The organism is Streptomyces sp. RK62, assembly GCF_018070255.1.
In the GTDB taxonomy this organism is placed as follows: domain Bacteria; phylum Actinomycetota; class Actinomycetes; order Streptomycetales; family Streptomycetaceae; genus Streptomyces; species Streptomyces nigra.
In genome coordinates, this window is record NZ_JAGPYD010000005.1 from 152,943 (window position 1) to 168,236 (window position 15,294).

Annotated in this window: 16 protein-coding genes; 5 read left to right on the forward strand and 11 right to left on the reverse strand. The window is 69.5% G+C overall.

What is annotated here, in order from left to right; all coding sequences use genetic code 11:
• Positions 1-87 precede the first annotated feature (87 nt).
• The 7 genes from KBY32_RS11660 to KBY32_RS11690 form a co-directional block, all read right to left on the reverse strand.
• A complete protein-coding gene (locus tag KBY32_RS11660) occupies positions 88-1,236 on the reverse strand; it encodes a DUF6183 family protein (protein ID WP_210979875.1) in 1,149 nt (382 codons plus the stop codon).
• 24 nt (positions 1,237-1,260) lie between these two features.
• Positions 1,261-1,563: a hypothetical protein gene (locus KBY32_RS11665; protein ID WP_210979876.1), complete on the reverse strand. Its 303-nt coding sequence runs from the start codon at positions 1,561-1,563 to the stop codon at positions 1,261-1,263.
• A 232-nt stretch (positions 1,564-1,795) separates the two neighbouring features.
• A complete protein-coding gene (locus KBY32_RS11670) occupies positions 1,796-2,278 on the reverse strand; it encodes a hypothetical protein (RefSeq protein WP_210979877.1) in 483 nt (160 codons plus the stop codon).
• Between the two features lie 213 nt (positions 2,279-2,491).
• The gene (locus tag KBY32_RS11675; RefSeq protein WP_210979878.1) at positions 2,492-3,421 is read right to left on the reverse strand and encodes an ADP-ribosylglycohydrolase family protein; all 930 of its coding nucleotides are present in this window, start codon (positions 3,419-3,421) and stop codon (positions 2,492-2,494) included.
• A gap of 65 nt (positions 3,422-3,486) precedes the next feature.
• Complete coding sequence (locus KBY32_RS11680; RefSeq protein ID WP_210979879.1) at positions 3,487-4,035, reverse strand: alpha/beta hydrolase; 549 nt, start codon at positions 4,033-4,035, stop codon at positions 3,487-3,489.
• Between the two features lie 149 nt (positions 4,036-4,184).
• Positions 4,185-4,856, reverse strand: a complete 672-nt coding sequence (locus KBY32_RS11685) for a CBS domain-containing protein (protein WP_210979880.1) — start codon at positions 4,854-4,856, stop codon at positions 4,185-4,187.
• Between the two features lie 325 nt (positions 4,857-5,181).
• Positions 5,182-6,081: an SDR family NAD(P)-dependent oxidoreductase gene (locus KBY32_RS11690; protein ID WP_210979881.1), complete on the reverse strand. Its 900-nt coding sequence runs from the start codon at positions 6,079-6,081 to the stop codon at positions 5,182-5,184.
• A 68-nt stretch (positions 6,082-6,149) separates the two neighbouring features.
• On the opposite strand from KBY32_RS11690, the gene KBY32_RS11695 reads away from it, so the two are divergent.
• Positions 6,150-6,821 (forward strand): TetR/AcrR family transcriptional regulator, encoded by a 672-nt coding sequence (locus KBY32_RS11695; RefSeq protein WP_210979882.1) that lies wholly within the window; start codon positions 6,150-6,152, stop codon positions 6,819-6,821.
• Between the two features lie 84 nt (positions 6,822-6,905).
• Here KBY32_RS11695 and KBY32_RS11700 read toward each other — a convergent pair whose 3' ends face one another.
• A complete protein-coding gene (locus KBY32_RS11700) occupies positions 6,906-7,724 on the reverse strand; it encodes an alpha/beta fold hydrolase (protein ID WP_210979883.1) in 819 nt (272 codons plus the stop codon).
• 250 nt (positions 7,725-7,974) lie between these two features.
• On the opposite strand from KBY32_RS11700, the gene KBY32_RS11705 reads away from it, so the two are divergent.
• Positions 7,975-8,886, forward strand: a complete 912-nt coding sequence (locus KBY32_RS11705; RefSeq protein WP_247689326.1) for an SDR family oxidoreductase — start codon at positions 7,975-7,977, stop codon at positions 8,884-8,886.
• Positions 8,887-8,992: 106 nt separating this feature from the next.
• Here KBY32_RS11705 and KBY32_RS11710 read toward each other — a convergent pair whose 3' ends face one another.
• Complete coding sequence (locus KBY32_RS11710; protein WP_210979884.1) at positions 8,993-10,582, reverse strand: hypothetical protein; 1,590 nt, start codon at positions 10,580-10,582, stop codon at positions 8,993-8,995.
• A gap of 228 nt (positions 10,583-10,810) precedes the next feature.
• On the opposite strand from KBY32_RS11710, the gene KBY32_RS11715 reads away from it, so the two are divergent.
• Both KBY32_RS11715 and KBY32_RS11720 read left to right on the forward strand, forming a co-directional pair.
• Positions 10,811-11,374 (forward strand): DM13 domain-containing protein, encoded by a 564-nt coding sequence (locus KBY32_RS11715; RefSeq protein WP_210979885.1) that lies wholly within the window; start codon positions 10,811-10,813, stop codon positions 11,372-11,374.
• Between the two features lie 38 nt (positions 11,375-11,412).
• Positions 11,413-12,123: a helix-turn-helix domain-containing protein gene (locus KBY32_RS11720; protein WP_210979886.1), complete on the forward strand. Its 711-nt coding sequence runs from the start codon at positions 11,413-11,415 to the stop codon at positions 12,121-12,123.
• Here KBY32_RS11720 and KBY32_RS11725 read toward each other — a convergent pair.
• Positions 12,105-12,680, reverse strand: a complete 576-nt coding sequence (locus KBY32_RS11725; RefSeq protein ID WP_210979887.1) for a dihydrofolate reductase family protein — start codon at positions 12,678-12,680, stop codon at positions 12,105-12,107. The genes KBY32_RS11720 and KBY32_RS11725 overlap by 19 nt on opposite strands.
• A gap of 280 nt (positions 12,681-12,960) precedes the next feature.
• On the opposite strand from KBY32_RS11725, the gene KBY32_RS11730 reads away from it, so the two are divergent.
• Positions 12,961-13,251: a hypothetical protein gene (locus KBY32_RS11730; protein ID WP_210979888.1), complete on the forward strand. Its 291-nt coding sequence runs from the start codon at positions 12,961-12,963 to the stop codon at positions 13,249-13,251.
• 145 nt (positions 13,252-13,396) lie between these two features.
• Here KBY32_RS11730 and KBY32_RS11735 read toward each other — a convergent pair whose 3' ends face one another.
• Entirely contained in the window at positions 13,397-15,175 is a 1,779-nt protein-coding gene (locus KBY32_RS11735; RefSeq protein WP_210979889.1) for a helix-turn-helix domain-containing protein, read from the reverse strand.
• Positions 15,176-15,294: the final 119 nt, after the last annotated feature.

The following is a 15,294-nucleotide window of genomic DNA, read 5'->3' on the forward strand; positions in this document are numbered from 1 at the left end:
CGTAGGGCGCGCGATATACGCCCCGTGATCACCGAACCCTTCTGTCCGGACCCAGCCCAGGGGGTGGTCCCGTCCCCTTCGGCCGGATCAGTCCGTGTCCGTGGCCGCGAGAACGGCAATGCGCCGGGCTCCTGGGACGACGGAGACCAACCCTATGTCCCAGGCCACGCCCTCGAACCACTCCGTAGCGGCCCCGAAGCTGTACCAGTCGCATTCCTGCGTGTTCTGCTCCACCTCACCGAACGGCGCTGCTGTGGAGGTTCCGGACAAAGCTGCGAGGGAACGCCAGGCGGCCAGTCTCCCGTAGGCACCGTAGACACCGTCGTTGTACGCCCCACCTGTCGACGCGGCCGCGAAAAGCATGCGCCATACGTTCTCCGGGCGGCAGGCGGAGAGGGCGAAATCTTTGTCCGAACCGACACTCTTCAGACACTCCAGTCCCAGCGACGCAAGCAGGCCAGGAAGGATCGCGGCCTCGACTGGCGCCGCCAGTTCGAACGATCCGGCCTCGCTCCGGCCGTTGGACTCCTCCGCCCAGTTGGCAACCGCCGTGGCGGCAGCGCTTCTGAACTCCGCCGTCGTTGTATCGATCGCCTGGGGCAGGGGTGTCACGCTGCCCAGCGTGATATTGGGTCCGCCCTCAGGTCCATAGGGGAGTGCATAAGCGGTGCCACCCATGGAGTAGCTCGGCAGCGGTGGCCTCTCCTCGGTCACCGACAACTCCAATGGCAGCCATGCGAGCGGATGGTGGCGCCAGTGAGGTGAGGTCGCCCATGCGTGGATCGCAGGCAACTCGGCGATCAGGACGTTCCTGAGAAGCAACTCCTGCAGCAGGCACGCGCGAAACTCTTCCGGGGCCGAGGCAGCCGCACGCGAGCTGCCACCAGCGAAAGCGATGACCAGGTCCTTCGCGGCCTGGCCATCGGCGAGAAGCGAAGCCGCGTGACGGGCCACCTTCCGGTTGCCGCGCGACGCGGCCCGCAGGAGCCGCAGTGCCTGCTCGACATTCTCCGGGCCCGGAGTCATGGCCAGCAGACGCAGGAGATGGTCAAAAACACCGCGGTACTGCCAGATGGGAGTGGCGGAGGAACCGTACCTTTCGGCCAGCGCGATACCGAGATCGGCCAGGAATGTGGCGTCGCCTTGGGCAAGCCTGTGCTCGGCCGTGTCACACACCTCACTGACGCTTTTAAGGTCGGGCAGGTGCGTCACGATCTTCTGTATCCGATCACTCACGCGCTGAGCCTAGGGGAGGGCTCATCAGAGGGACACTTTCTTTACCCCGGTCTCGATCGGTGTGGCAACGGCTGAGGGTGCCTCGTTCCGTACGGGCTGGCGCAGCACTGTCGCCTCTCGAGCCGGAGAGGGCCAGGCCTGGATGAGGTACCACTCGGTGACTTCGTTCGGCGCACAGTCGACGGCGGTATCCCGGCCCCGGGCGTGAATACGGAGGCGGTACTCGCCGGGGCCCTGGAACGACAGGATGGGGAGTTCTTCGTGGAGGTCGTCCAAGACGCCGCGGATCATCAGCTCGCCGGCGAGGGAGCGCGCCGAGATCTCCACGATCTCCTGCCAGCGGTCGCTGGTGAGGGCGGGTTCGGTCGGTGCAGGGTGACCGTGACGTCGACGTTGCCTGTGTGGATGCCGGTCATGACGACTATGACGCCGTCGATGACTCGCGCAAGCCCGTTATGTCGGCGGTCGAGGTCGGGGCCCGTCGGCGTGTCCTCATCGCTGATGTCGAATTGGTGATACTGCACTGGGACCAAGGCGCTTGCCCGTTCCACCTCTTCACTCATTCGAAACCGTCGCGCGCGGCGCTCTCGTCGGCGAGTTGGTCTGCGAGCCGTTGCATCGCCGATCGGATGCCGTGGCCGTAGACGTCGTCGTTGAGCGCGTCAAGGTGTTCTTGGGCCTGGGCAAGATGGGTGCGGGCCTGAGTCGTGTCTGCCAGCTTGTGGTAGTCCGCAGCGAGGTTGAGGTGCAGGGATGGATAGAACCCGCGGATAGCCAAAGAGGAGTCGTGCTGCTTGGCCCGTTGATCGGTCACCGACGCGGCGGCATCCAGGGCGCGTAGATCCCATACGAGCTCATCCCGCGGGTCGGGCTGGAGATCGGCCATGTAGTGGGCGAGGACGCAGCGATGGAACGGGTCACCGTCCGACGCGATCACCTCCCAGATCTCGGAGAATCGCAGCCGCGCACCGTCGAGGTCGCCTGAATGCTGCAACGCCATGGCTGCCTCGATATCCCTCATGGTCGTGTCCTCGGTGGTCACGGCGGCCTCTCCGTCGCTCGTCAGTGATCGCCAGGAAGAGTAGAGGCAGCCACTGACACTGGACCGGGACGTGCTCGCATGCCGCGCGGACCACCACACCTCAGGCATCGGCCGGTCGCGGACTGACGCAGGATCGCGAACGGTCCAGGGGAGTAGGGACCTTGCACTCCGGCCCTGCGCGTCGATCGGCCGATCGGTGGTGAGGACCGCGGTTCAGGCGGTGAGACGGTGTGCGAGGTGAAGAAGGTCCGGCAGGTGTAGGACTCGCCCGTCGAATCCTGGGAGAGGGACGTGGAGCAACTCGCTCCAGGGGGCGGGAATGGCATCCAGGCCGTAGTACGCACCCGCAAGCCCTCCCGTGACCGCGGCGACCGTGTCCGTGTCGCCGCCGAGGTCGATCGCCGCGCGCATGGCTCCCTCGAAGCTGTCGGTGGTGCGCATGGCCCAGACGGCGGAGCCAAGGCAGGGCCAGACGGCACCGTTGAACTCCGTCGCCTGGTCGGGGTGCCAGTCCTGTGCGAGGACCGTGGCATAGCGACCTCGGTGGTCGGGATGGACACGAGCCAGGATGTCCGGGAGCGCGGCGAGCGGGTCGATGTCCTCGAGCGTCACACGGATGAGCTCGTGATAGATCGCGGTGCCTTCCCAGGCTGCGCGGTCGCCGTGGGTGAGAGCAGCGATGCGGCGGGCCGCGTCCATGGTGGCTTCCTGGCCGGCGCGCGCGAAGTAGACCGCAGAGGTGGACGCTCGCATCAACGAGCCGTTTCCCGCCGCTCGTTGATTGACCTGGAAGTGAATCGCGGCGGCGAGGTCCCACGGCATACCGTTCGCCAGTACGTCTTCGGTCTGCAGGCCGATGTCCTTCGGCTCGGCTGCCGCCCACCGCTGGAAGCGGGCGAAGATGTCCGGCAGGTCCAGTCCGCCCCGGTCGAGCAGGGACTCCGCGACCAGGACCGCCATCTGTGTGTCGTCTGTGGCCTCGCCCGGATCCCAGCCGCCGCCTCCGCACATCTCGCCGCCGGCACCGGGGACGGGGAAGCGTACGGAAAAGGCTCCCGGGGGTCCGAACTCGAAGGGACCGCCCAGCGCGTCCCCCACCGCCGAGCCGACGACCGCGCCGGCGGCCCGCTGCATCCGCTCCATCCGTGCAGGTTATCCGTGCCGCGTCTACTGCGAGGCCTGGTGGCTATGTGCCGATACGGAGTTGATCACTGCCGGGTCAGCGAGCCCAGGAGTACCCGGCCGTGCTGCCAAGCGCCCAGGCCGCTGGTGGAGTTGAGGTGTCCGCACGCACCCGCCAGGTGCCATTGTGCCTCCCATCGTGCCACGAAGCCGGCGGCTGCCTCGGGGGTGCAGTACGGGTCGTTGGCGCTGCCCACGACCAGGGCCGGGCGCGGCAACGGTTCTGCGGACAGTCCGGTGAACGTGGCGGCTGCCTGGCGCGGGAACGCGGGCCCGTGCGGGTCGGGAGGGGCGACCATGAATGCGCCGCATATCTGGCTCGAAGGGTACTTGTTCAGCCAGGTGGACGCCGCCCAGCAGCCCAGGCTATGCGCCGCCAGGGCGACGTGACCGTCTTGCTTGGAGGCGTCTTGGTACGCCTCCTGGACGGCGTCGACCCAGTCGTCCAGGTCGGGGGCGGACCAGGAGGCAGGGGAGATCCTCACTGCTGAGGCGCCCCACTGCCGCTCCCACAACGTCTGCCAGTGCTGCTCGTCGGAGCGGTCGATGCCCGGGATGATGACGTACGCGACCACTGGGGGCGAGGGATGTGCCCCGCGGTGACTGGGGTCATCGGGCCATCGCCAGGCCATCCAACTGTCGCAACTCCGGCGTCCCGAGTTCGATCTCCGTGGCCCGGGCCGGGGTGGCGCGCAGGCGCTGTGAGGTGCGGAGCCCGCCCCGCTCAGCCGTCTGCCGCATCTCCCGAAGGGCCGTCGGATTCGGCTGCGCGTGGCGGCCTGTATTCCACGGCCACCACCCCGTCGACAGCCCGGCACATGTCCTTGAGTACGGGGACGGCCGTCCGGGACGACAGGTGCCCACTGAGCACGACATGGCCGTGCGTGACGTCCACCTGCACTTCGGCAGGGGACTCGCCCAGGGCCTTGACGAGGACCTCCTCGACGATCTCCCTGCGGATCGCCTGATCCGTCCGCAGATACACCCGCAGCAGGTCGCTCCTGCTCACCACGCCGATCAGGCGACCGTCGGCATCGACGACGAGGAGCCGCTTGACGCGGTGCCGCGCCATCATCCGGGCCGCGTCGACCACGCTCCAGTCCTCCCGCGCACACAGCGCCGGAGACGTCATCAGCCCTGCCGCGTCGGTGGCGCGTGCCTTGTCGGGCCCCGCCGACGCGTCCGCTCCGTCCTCGTCGCCCTGCGGCTCGCCCCACATCTTCTGGAGGAGGTCGGCCTCCGACACCACCCCCAGTGGACGGTTCTGGTCGTCCACGACGGGAACGGCGGTGATGTCGTACTCCTGGAGCAGATGGGCGATCTCCTTGAACGGCGTACCGGCCTGGACACGGACGACGGCGTCGCTCATCTGGTCGCGGACCTTCTGGTGGTTCATCGAGGTATGCGTTCCCTTCTCGCACCACCGTTGGGGAAGGAAGCGTCCAGTGACGCCCCCGGCCATGCCCCTGGCTTCCTCCTTCGAACATAGCCGCATGCGCGCCGCGGTCGGTGACCCGGGCAGCCGTTCGCGCGAGGGCAGAGCACCTGGGGGGCTCGTCCGACGTCACCCGTGGCCCTCGGCGTCGGTGACGCCACCTGCGCCGGGGCTCCACTCCGAGCGGTGGTGACCGGTGGCGGCAGGGCTTCCGGCGAGTGTGCTTCGATCTCGTACCTGCCACCTCCCGTGCACCGACCGGCCGGTCAGGCGGCCGGCATCGGGGTCACTGCCCCGACGGTGGCGGCAGCTCCACCGGGTACGGCTCGGCGAAATCGGCCGAGCGGCTCACCGCCTCCCAGGCTTCCGCCTCGGTGAGCTGGCCGCGGGAGTAGTCGAGCGCCAGGTCCACCGCATTCACTCCGAGGAGGAGGTGGCTCGGAACCTCGCCGCGCTGCACCGTGCGGACGATGATTTCAGCGGCGCGATTCGGGTCGCCGGCACTGCCGGCCGCGCCCTGGCGCACTCTGCGGTTCATAGCCCCCACGGTGCTGTCATAGGCGTCCGGTGTGGCGTGGACGGTCATGGAGGAGCCGGCCCAGTCGGTGGCGAAGCCGCTCGGCTCGACGACCATGAATCGCAACCCGAACGGTGCCGTCTCAGCGGCCAAAGACCTGGTGAAGCCGTCGACGGCGAATTTGGCAGCCTGGTAGGAGGCGATGCCGGGGGAGCCGCCGACGCGTCCGCCGACCGAGGAGATCTGGACCACGGTGCCCGAGCCCTGCTGTCGCAGAACGGGCAGCGCTGCCTTGGAGACGTTGTAGACGCCCCAGAAGTTGGTGTCGAACTGGGTGCGGAAGTCGTGGTCGTCCGAGGTCTCGACCGGGGACACGTTCGCGTAGCCGGCGTTGTTGACCACGACGTCGAGGCGGCCGAAGCGGTCGAGCGTGGCGTCGATCGCCGCGCGGGAGGCTTCAGCGCTGGTGACGTCCAGAGGCAGTGCGAGAACTCGGTCGCCGTAGCCCTTCAGCTCCTCGGCGAGGGCCTCGGGGTTGCGGGCGGTGGCGGCGACGAGGTCCCCCGCATCGAGGATGGCGGTGATCAAGGCGCGTCCGAGGCCGCGGGAGGAGCCGGTGACGAACCAGACGCGCTGGTGTGCGGTGCGGGTGTCAGTGTCTTCACTCATGCTGTTAGTGAAACACCGTTCTCTTAATAAGGCAACATCGTTGCGTTATGTGTTCCTATGATGGCTCTATGACGCACCCACCAGCCTCCTTCCAGCGCGCCCGCAGCGCGGAAGCAAAACAGGCGCGCGAGACGGCGATCTTGGAAGCTGCCCGCAGGCTCGGCCGGGAACGCGGCATCCGGGAGGTGAGCCTCACCGATATCGCCGCCGAAGTGGGCATGCACAAATCTGCCCTGCTGCGCTACTTCGAGACCAGGGAGCAGATCTTTCTCGAGCTCACCGCCGAAGGCTGGCGCGAATGGTCGGCAGAGCTCCGTGCCCAGCTGCGGGCATGCAAGACGGCGGACCCCGCCGGCGTCGCCGAGGCCTTCGCCTCGACGCTCGCGGCACGTCCCGTGTTCTGTGACCTTCTCGCTCAGGCGCCCCTGAACCTGGAACGCAACGTGTCACTCGAGGCGGTACGCGCGTTCAAACTCGTCACCCTGCGCGAAGTTGACCTGATCGGCGCCGAAGTGCACCGCCTCCTGGGTCTCGATCAGCATCAGATGCTCGATCTGATCTCCACCGCCACCGGCATGGCCGGTGCCCTGTGGCAGATGGCCAGCCCGGGCCCCCGCCTGCGGGATCTCTACACCAGCGACCCCCGGCTGGGACACGCCATCGTCGAGGTCGAACCCCGCCTGCGCCGCATCCTCAAGGCGTTTCTGGTCGGAACGAGCACCGACCATCACGTCACCTGAACGCCGCCCCGTCCGTTCCTGGGAACCGCCCGGATCCGGCCGACCCGCGCGACGTCTATGAGGGGGCTGTTGAGTGGCCCGTCGTCAAGCCAGGTCGGCGGCGACTTGTGTCTGCAGGAAGCGCAGCAGAGCCTCGTTGAAGCGTTCCGGCTGCTCCGCGCCCGGAAGGTGCCCGGCACCCTCGATGACGCACAGTTCGGCGTGCGGCACGAGGCGGCCGATGGCTTCGGCGTCGGACACCGGGGTGTACACGTCGTCGGCACCGACGAGGATCAGTACGGGACACCGCGCGGCGGCGAGCGTCCCGCCGTAGTCCGGGCGTTCGGCACGCCCGCGCAGAGCGGCCGCGGCGCCTCGGGGGTCGGTGGCACGCATCATGCCGAGGACGTGGGCGGCGACGTCGGGCAGGGCGGTGACGTTGTACGCGGCCAGCATCTTGTCGATGACCTCGTCCGCGTAACCGGCCATGCCGTCGGCGAGCAGCCTGTCGGCCAGGCGGTTGCGGAACGCCTTGCCCTCGGTGCTCTCGGCGGGCGACGAGGTGTCCGACAGGACGAGGGCGCGTACGCGGTGGGCGTACCGGCGGTGCACCTCCATGGCGATCTGACCGCCCATCGAGACACCGCCGACCACTGCCTGGTCGATGCCGAGCGTGTCCAGGAGGCCGACAAGGTCGTCCGCGAAGTCGGACAGGTACACCCGTCCGGGAGTGACGTCGCTGTCGCCGTACCCCCGCAGGTCCGGGGTGATGACGCGGTAGCCGGCCGCGGCCAGCTGCTTGCTCTGCGGAGTCCACAGGGTGCGGTTGAAGGGGTGCCCGTGGATGAGGAGGACCGGCAGCCCCGTCGACGGGCCGGTGTCGTCGTAGTGGAGCGTGGCGCCGTTCACGACTGCTCGGCTCATCAGGCGGTCCTCTATGGGGTGTTGGGGTGTCGAGGCAGCGTACACGGTCCCATCCGCAGGAGGCTGGCCCCGGCTGACGTGCCGGGCCGCCCGGCGCACACGAGGTGAGCCGGACGGCTCCTGACGCGGCCGCAGGGGTCCGAAGGGATGAGAGGGCCCCGTGCCGGGTTTCACCCGCCCTGGTGCCAGGGAGGGCACACGCAGAACGCGTCGGCACGTCGAAGCAGTGGAGAGCGAGAACCGTATGCACATGGACGCCGCCCACGACTCTCCTCTGCGGGGGCGGGTCGCTGTCATCACCGGGGCCGCCCGCGGAATCGGCTCGGCCCTCGCGCAGCAGTTGTCCGGCGCCGGCATGCGTGTCGCGCTGCTGGGTCGCGAGGCGCAGACCCTCCACCAGGCGGCATCGGCACTTCCCGGCCCGACCCTGTGTATCGAGGCGGACGTCACCGACCAGGACGCACTCGACCACGCGGCGGAGCAGGTCGCGCGGCAGCTGGGGGACGCGTCCGTGGTCGTCGCCAACGCCGGCGTGGCAGCGGGCGGACCGTTCCGCCAGATGGACGCCGACCTGTGGCGGCGTGTCATCGACGTCAACCTGATCGGTGCCGCCAACACCGCCCGCGCCTTCCTCCCGCAACTGGCCCTTACGCGCGGATACTTTCTGCAGATCGCCTCGACCGCCGCCTTCGGCTCGGCACCCATGATGAGCGCGTACTGCGCCTCCAAAGCGGGTGCGGAATCCTTCGCACTGGCCCTGCGCGGCGAGGTCGAGCCCGATGGTGTCGCCGTCGGCATCGCCTACGTCCACTGGACCGGAACCGACATGATCAGCGGGCTGGAGGATCACCCGGTCCTCCGGGCCCTACGGGGGCACCAGCCGTGGTTCGCCCGCCGCGTGCACAGCCCCGACCAGGTCGCCGAGTGGATCACCGCAGGCGTTCACCGCCGCGCCCTCCACATCTACGCACCGCCCTGGCTGCGCTGGTGCCAGCCCCTGCGCCCGCTGTTTCCCGCCGTGGTCGCCCGCGTGGCCCGTCGCGAGCTGCGGCGATCGACCTCCGAGGAACTGGCCGGAGACGTCGGGGTCATGGGCCCGGGCGGGCGCGCCGACTGGGACGCCTACGGCTCCGACGCCGGGCGTTCCCGCCCCCTTCGGTGACCTGGCGCGGCGCAGACGCTTGCTGGAGCACGCCCGCCTCGTCACGAGCCCTGGTGCTCGAGCGAGCGGGAGGCGCCGGAGACGTCAGAGGGCTTTCAAGTGGCTTTCACTCCGGGACCGAACAGTCCAGGATCCGCCCGTCCACCGTCCCGACGACCAACCGCCGTTGCTCCGGCCGGTACGCCATGGACGTCGGTGTGACCGCGTGGCCGTGGGCGCTCAGGGTGTGTCGGGCTCGGACCTCGCCGGTCGCCGGGTCCAGGATCTCCACCTCGCCCGTGAGGTAGGCGACGTAGACCCTCCGCTCGTCGCCGTCGAGGTCGGCGAGGGGCTTGTCGGTCTCGTACACCCAGCGTGGCGCCCCGTCCGGCAGCCGTCGGCTCACGACGTACGTGCCCTCGCGGGCCTCCGCGTAGGTGGCGCCCTGTCGGTAGGACCGGCCCGCGTGGACCAGGGCGTCCGGCAGTTCGACGGCGGGCCCGTACCAGGGTTGGAGCGCCGACGCCGGGTCCCAGCGCAAGGGGAACAGGGCGCGCAGAACGGCCTGACCCTGCTCGCCCGGAGGCTCGATCGCGTTGATCCACGGTGCGGCGTCGTCGGGGCCGGGACCGTCCACGTACAGCAGTCGGGCGCTGTTTCTGACCCGTAGTGCGGGGGAGTTGGAGCGGTTGGGGGCCAGGTCCGTGCGTGCCACTTCCCGGTGTGTGGGGGCGAGGACGCGTGCCGCGTGTGCCTCGCGGCCGCGCGGGCACAGGGCGAGCCAGCCCTCGCGTGTGGCGGACGGTGCCGGGGCCGACGGCAGGTTCACCTCGTCCAGCACACGGCCGTCCGCCGTCGCTATCCGCCGGACCGTGGTCCCGCGGTCGACTCGTCGGCCCGCCACCTCGTCGCGCTCGTAGCCCCGGTAGGTCACCCACGCCGACCGGCCGTCCGGGGCCGCCTCGACACGGACGCTGCCCTCCCCGGCGGCGGGGAGCGCCCAGGTCAACCCGCCCGACGGGTCCCAGCACTCGAGGTCCGTGTGCCGGCCGGTGGCGAGCACCCGGCCGTCCACCAGCACCGCGAGGTCCCGCACCTCCCCTCGCCGCCGCCAACGGCCCTGCGTAAGACGCGCGAGCGTGTCCTCCACCCGTGGGTCGTACAGGAGTCCGCTCTCGACCATGGGATGGCGTGTGCGGTCGGGGTCGATCAGACCGGGCGGAGCGGAGAGCCAGTCGTCCGCCGCGACGGCCAGTTCGAAGCCCTTGCGGAAGCCGCCGTCCTTGTCCTCGGGGGAGAGCAGCATCGCGAGCCTGCCGTCCTCCAGCCAACGCAGGTGGCGCACTTGACGGCTCTTGCTCAGGAGGTTGGTCACTTGACCGGTTTCCAGATGGAGCAGGAGCAGCTCTCCCTGGAAGTCCCACGAGCCGTCGTAGCGGCCGGTTCCGACGGCGACGAGCGGCAGGTCGGGGTGGGGTTCGACGGCACATACGGGGTAGCGGGACGCGACGACATGGCGCGGACGGAGGGTGCCGGCCTCGTACACGCCGATCCGGTGGGCAAGCCACTCGCCGGTGCCGCGCCACATGACGTGCCCGAGGTCACCGGCGACGATGACGCAACCGTGAGGCATGTCCTCCACCGCCCACACCGGCCGACCGATCTCGGCGAACGGCTGGTCGCCGAGTAGGCGTTGGACGTTCAGTTCATCCGGCATGACGATCTCCCCCCACGTGGCGCACAGTCTGCCAGGGTGATGGCGGATTCCGACCTCCTGGGGAATCGGTTCGGTCGTCAGCGCGGAGTGACCGTGCACTGAGCCGAGGGAAGTAGTCGAGGCGTGGTGGCGCCGTAAGGATTCCGTCATCTCCTGACTGCTGCGGCCGGCAGGTCCCGCCTCGTTGAATGGGTGGCGACAGACGACTCTTCGAAGGGCGAGGCAACCATGGGAAGCGGGCGGCGGAAGGCCTTCCTGACCAGGCCGTGGATCATCACGGTGCTGGCAGTGGCGGTGGCCGGGGTCGGTTTCGGACTGTACTGGTTCCAGCCGTGGAAGCTGTGGCAGGACGAGACCGTCCAGGAGGCTCTGCCGGGGGCCGTTGTCACGTCAGCCCCACCCACGGGGCAGTCCGGGACGCCGTCACCGCCGACCGGGCCTCGGACGCTTGCCGGCGGTGAACTGATCAGCCACGAGCACGCCACGTCGGGCAGTGTGCGACTCGTGGAGCTGGCCGACGGCTCCCATGTCGTCCGGCTGGAGAACCTCGACACCAGCAATGGACCGGACCTTCGCGTGTTGCTGACCGACGCACCGGTGCAGGAGGGCAGGGCCGGCTGGCACGTCTTCGACGACGGCGAGTACGTCAGCCTGGGCAAGCTCAAGGGCAACAAGGGAAGCCAGAACTACGTCCTGCCCGACGACGTCGACCCCGCCCGCTACACCAGCGTCAGCATCTGGTGCGACCGCTTCGACGTCTCCTTCGGCGCGGCCGAGCTCGCCCGCGTCTGAAGCAGACCGCGACCGGTCCGCGGTCGTACGCTGCGGGTGTGGAGCTGCGTTTCGGGATACGGCGGTCGGACTCACCGTGGGTCGACAGTGTGTGGACCTGCACGAGCGAGCAGGTCACGGCGATGACGTCCGTCGCCGGTGTGCGCTGGGGTCTGGTGTTCTGGGAGCAGGACGGCCGGCCCTACGCGGCGGTCATCGGCCCGGAGACCCGGACGAGCACGGCACCCGTCCCGGAGGGTGCCGCCTTCACCGGCATCGAGTTCGCCGTCGGTACCTCGCTGCGGGCCCTGCCCACGCCGCAGCTGGTCGATGGAGGCGCGGAACTCCCCGACACGACCCGTCGTACGTTCCGACTGGACGGTGCCCGCTGGGAGACACCCGGCGCTGACGACGCCGAGGCCCTGGTCGACCGACTGGTCGAAGCCGGGATCGTGGTCCGCGACCCGCTCGTCGCCGAGGTGCTGCGCGGCCACGAACCGGATGTGTCCGGCCGTACCGTCGAGCGCCGCTTCCGGGCGGCCACCGGTCTGACGCGAGGGGCGGTCCGGCAGATCGAACGGGCCCGTACGGCTGCGGAGCTGCTGGCGGCCGGAGACACGGCCGCCGACGTCGTCGCCAAGCTGGACTACTTCGACGAGCCGCACCTCGCGCGGGCACTGCGCACCTACGTGGGTCGCACCGCCGGACAACTGCGCGAGGGCGAGGGCGGCGCGATCGCATTGGACCTGGGTCAGCGCTTGACGTCGTAGATCAGCTTCAGGATGCCGTTGGAGTAGCTCTCCGACTCGCGCAGCGACAGCATCTGCTTGTCCTGGTCGGCCCGGTGGAACAGGCTCTTGCCCGCGCCGAGAAGAACGGGGAAGACGAGCAGGTTGTACTGGTCGATCAGGCCGGCCTCCGACAGCCGCCGCGCCAGCTCGGCGCTTCCGTGGATGTAGATGGCGCCGCCCTCGCTCTCCTTGAGCCGGGCGACGTCCTCCGTAGTGCGCAGGATCGTCGAGGGGCCCCATCCGTCGACGAGGGCGTCGTCCGGCAGCGTGCTGGACACCACGTACTTGGGCAGCTCCTTGTAGGCGGCGTGGTCCTCGGAGGCGGGCCAGACCGATGCGAAGGCCTCGTAGCTGCGACGGCCGAACATCAGCGCCGTCGTGTCCTCGAGTTCCTCCCCCTTGAGCGACCAGGCCTCCGGGACGAACTCCAGGTCCTTCACCACCCAGCCGCCGCTGCGGTGCCCTTCCTCGGGCCCACCGGGCGAGTCCAGCACGCCGTCGAGCGACATGAATCCGGTGTAGACCAGCTTGCGCATCTGCGTCTCCTCGTCACGGGCTGAGCTTCTGACGTCAGACTAGGTGGCGGCGGGGAGGACGTCTTGGACGGAAACGACATGGGGGCAGCCTGACGGTAAGGCCAGTCACCTGCCAGGAGAGCGTGTCGATCGATGCGATGTCGAAGTAGCTCATTGATCCACTACCTCACGCGTTGATTCGGTAGGCAGGCTCTCGAGCATCTCAGCATCGCATCTGACCAGGGATTTTGGTTCCGACCGCGCCTGGCGAGGCTCAACGTGACGCTCGTAGGATGCCTGCATGCCCAAGCCGTTACGGATGAGCCGCCGGGTGTGGATTGCCGCGTGGGTGGTGCTGTGTGTGGCCGGTGGCTCTGCCACCGTCGCGCTGAACGCCTCTCCGGCGCCTGAGTCGCAGCCCGAGAAGCCCGTCAGCCCCGAGTGCGCCGAGTACATCGCGGATGTCGAGGCGCAGTTGGCCGAGGCCAAGAGGGAAGGCGTCGTCGACGGCGTGCTGGCCTTCTCGCGAAGCCCGGTCGGCGCGGAGGACTGCCATGATGCGCTGCTCGACCACTTCGGCGGCGACCGCTGACCGCGGTACAGGGCCTCCTGTGACTGAGGGCTGTCCTGTGTCACGCCGCCGCCATCTGCTCGGTCTCGAAGTGGCGGCGGCCTCGTCCGTCATGGGCCTGCGACGCATCCGTCGGGGGACAGCGTCCTCAACTCACCGCGGCCCCTCAACCGGGCCCGCCCAGCATGATCTTCCACACCCGGGTCGCCACCTGCAGATTGAGCCGGTCCTCCACGTCCGTGAGGTCATGGCCGCTGATCTCGCGGATGCGCTGGAGACGGTAGCGAAGCGTGCTGCGGTGGATCGCGAGGGAATCGGCGGTCTCGGCGTAGTTGCCGCCGCAGTCGAAGTACCGGGACAGAGTCTCCACGAGCGCCGCGCGGTGCAGACCGTCGTAGTCGATGAGCTCTCCCAGCCATTCCCGGACGAACCCCTCCAGCTCCTGGTAGTCGTTGCCGGGTCCGAGGATGCGGTAGAGGCCCAGATCCTCGAAGAACGTCATGCCCTGCCTGCTTCGGGACCGCCGGCGTACCTCCAGGGCGCGCAGTGCCTCCTGGTAGCTGCCGGGGATACCGTCCGGGGTGGTGCAGCGGGCGCTCACCCCGATCGTCCCGTCAGTCGTTCCGGTCTTCCGGGCGAGCGCCTCGTACAAGGCATCGTCATCGGGCCTGCCCGTGGTGACCAGGACCACGTGGTCGGAACGCCGAGTCACCAATGACGGCATGCCCACGGCCGAAGCCGACTGGCCCACGATCCGCGCGAAAGCCTCGTCGGAGACGTGGCTCCTCCACCGCACGACGACCACGTACTGGACGCGGCGCAGGTCGTGTCCGAACGCCTCGGCCCGGGCGTAGGCGCTGGCCTCGTCCGTGCCGGCCAGGAGATCGTCGACCAGCTCGCGGTGCAGCCGCAGCTCCACCTCCGCCAGATGACGCACATGCGACAGCTCCAGGGCGAGGGACGTGGCGGCGTGCTCCAGGGCGAACACGGTGTAGTCGTCGGCCTCGTTCCGGGGATCGATCAGGGCCAGTGTTCCGAGGACCTCACCGCGGGGGCGGATCACGGAGATGAGCCGATCCTTGATCCGCACCGGTCCACCTCTGCGGGCCGCCTGCTGGAGCATCTCCTCGTGGCGTGCGGGGTTCGGGTCGGGATAGGGGTCGGGGCGGCCGGGGCCGGTCCAGGACCGCAGCCGGCCGAAGGGGTCCTCCACCAGCACCGGGAATCCGGTCAGCGCGTGCAGTGCGCTGGTGATGGCTTCCTCGCCGCCGCCCGATGCCGCGCCTTCGGCGAGCGCCTCGTGTACCGCTCGCTGATATCCCGCCCCGACCACGAGGGAGATCAGCCGCTGCTGGAGCGTCGCCCGTTCCCGACGCAGCTGATACAGCTGCAGGACGTCCTCCTGGCCGCGGCGGCGCGCGTGGGCGACCGACAGGGCCGCGGCGGTGAGCCGTACCAGCATGGCCAGCAGGAAGTGCTGGGCGTGGGTGGGCCGGGAACGAGACGTCACCACGAGGTATCCGTGCAGGCCACCGGGCCCGTGCAGGGCCAGGGCCCGGCCCCATGACCGGCCGGGAACGTCGACGGGGCCGTCCTCCCCGGCCAGCTCCCGCACCGTCCGGTCGACGGCCGGCGCATGGTCCGGCTCGGCTTGCGGGCCGGGGACCAGCCGGCCGTGCACCCTGAGGTAACCGGCCTCGGCCCTGTACGGTCCGACGGACGGCACATGGTCCAGGGCCAGGCGCAGGATCTCGTCCTCGTCCCCCGCGTCGAACAGGGCTCGGGAGACTGCCAGCAGTGCGTCTGGAGGATCGGCCGGCATCGGAAGACGCGGGCGGGACCCCCTTGCCGAGGCGGTCGGCAGCCGCCCGGCACGGCCCCCTGGAAGGCCGCTTTCCGGGACGGGACGGCCTCGGCGCAGGTCACGGGCCCAGCGGTCGGCCATGGGATCACTCCCTTTCCGAGCCTTCATAAAGGTGAGCGGCTCTCGCGTACCCCTCCGCGGCCTGCTTCACCCGATTTCTCCGCATTCACTCGTGCTCGCGGGGCGACCGCTCTCGCCGT

Coding starts and splice junctions, on each gene's coding strand:
- KBY32_RS11675 (WP_210979878.1), bottom strand. CDS start 3,421: ATGGAGCGGATGCAGCGGGCCGCCGGCGCGGTCGTCGGCTCGGCGGTG.
- KBY32_RS11685 (WP_210979880.1), bottom strand. CDS start 4,856: ATGAACCACCAGAAGGTCCGCGACCAGATGAGCGACGCCGTCGTCCGT.
- KBY32_RS11690 (WP_210979881.1), bottom strand. CDS start 6,081: ATGAGTGAAGACACTGACACCCGCACCGCACACCAGCGCGTCTGGTTC.
- KBY32_RS11695 (WP_210979882.1), top strand. CDS start 6,150: ATGACGCACCCACCAGCCTCCTTCCAGCGCGCCCGCAGCGCGGAAGCA.
- KBY32_RS11700 (WP_210979883.1), bottom strand. CDS start 7,724: ATGAGCCGAGCAGTCGTGAACGGCGCCACGCTCCACTACGACGACACC.
- KBY32_RS11705 (WP_247689326.1), top strand. CDS start 7,975: ATGGACGCCGCCCACGACTCTCCTCTGCGGGGGCGGGTCGCTGTCATC.
- KBY32_RS11710 (WP_210979884.1), bottom strand. CDS start 10,582: ATGCCGGATGAACTGAACGTCCAACGCCTACTCGGCGACCAGCCGTTC.
- KBY32_RS11715 (WP_210979885.1), top strand. CDS start 10,811: ATGGGAAGCGGGCGGCGGAAGGCCTTCCTGACCAGGCCGTGGATCATC.
- KBY32_RS11725 (WP_210979887.1), bottom strand. CDS start 12,680: ATGCGCAAGCTGGTCTACACCGGATTCATGTCGCTCGACGGCGTGCTG.
- KBY32_RS11730 (WP_210979888.1), top strand. CDS start 12,961: ATGCCCAAGCCGTTACGGATGAGCCGCCGGGTGTGGATTGCCGCGTGG.
- KBY32_RS11735 (WP_210979889.1), bottom strand. CDS start 15,175: ATGGCCGACCGCTGGGCCCGTGACCTGCGCCGAGGCCGTCCCGTCCCG.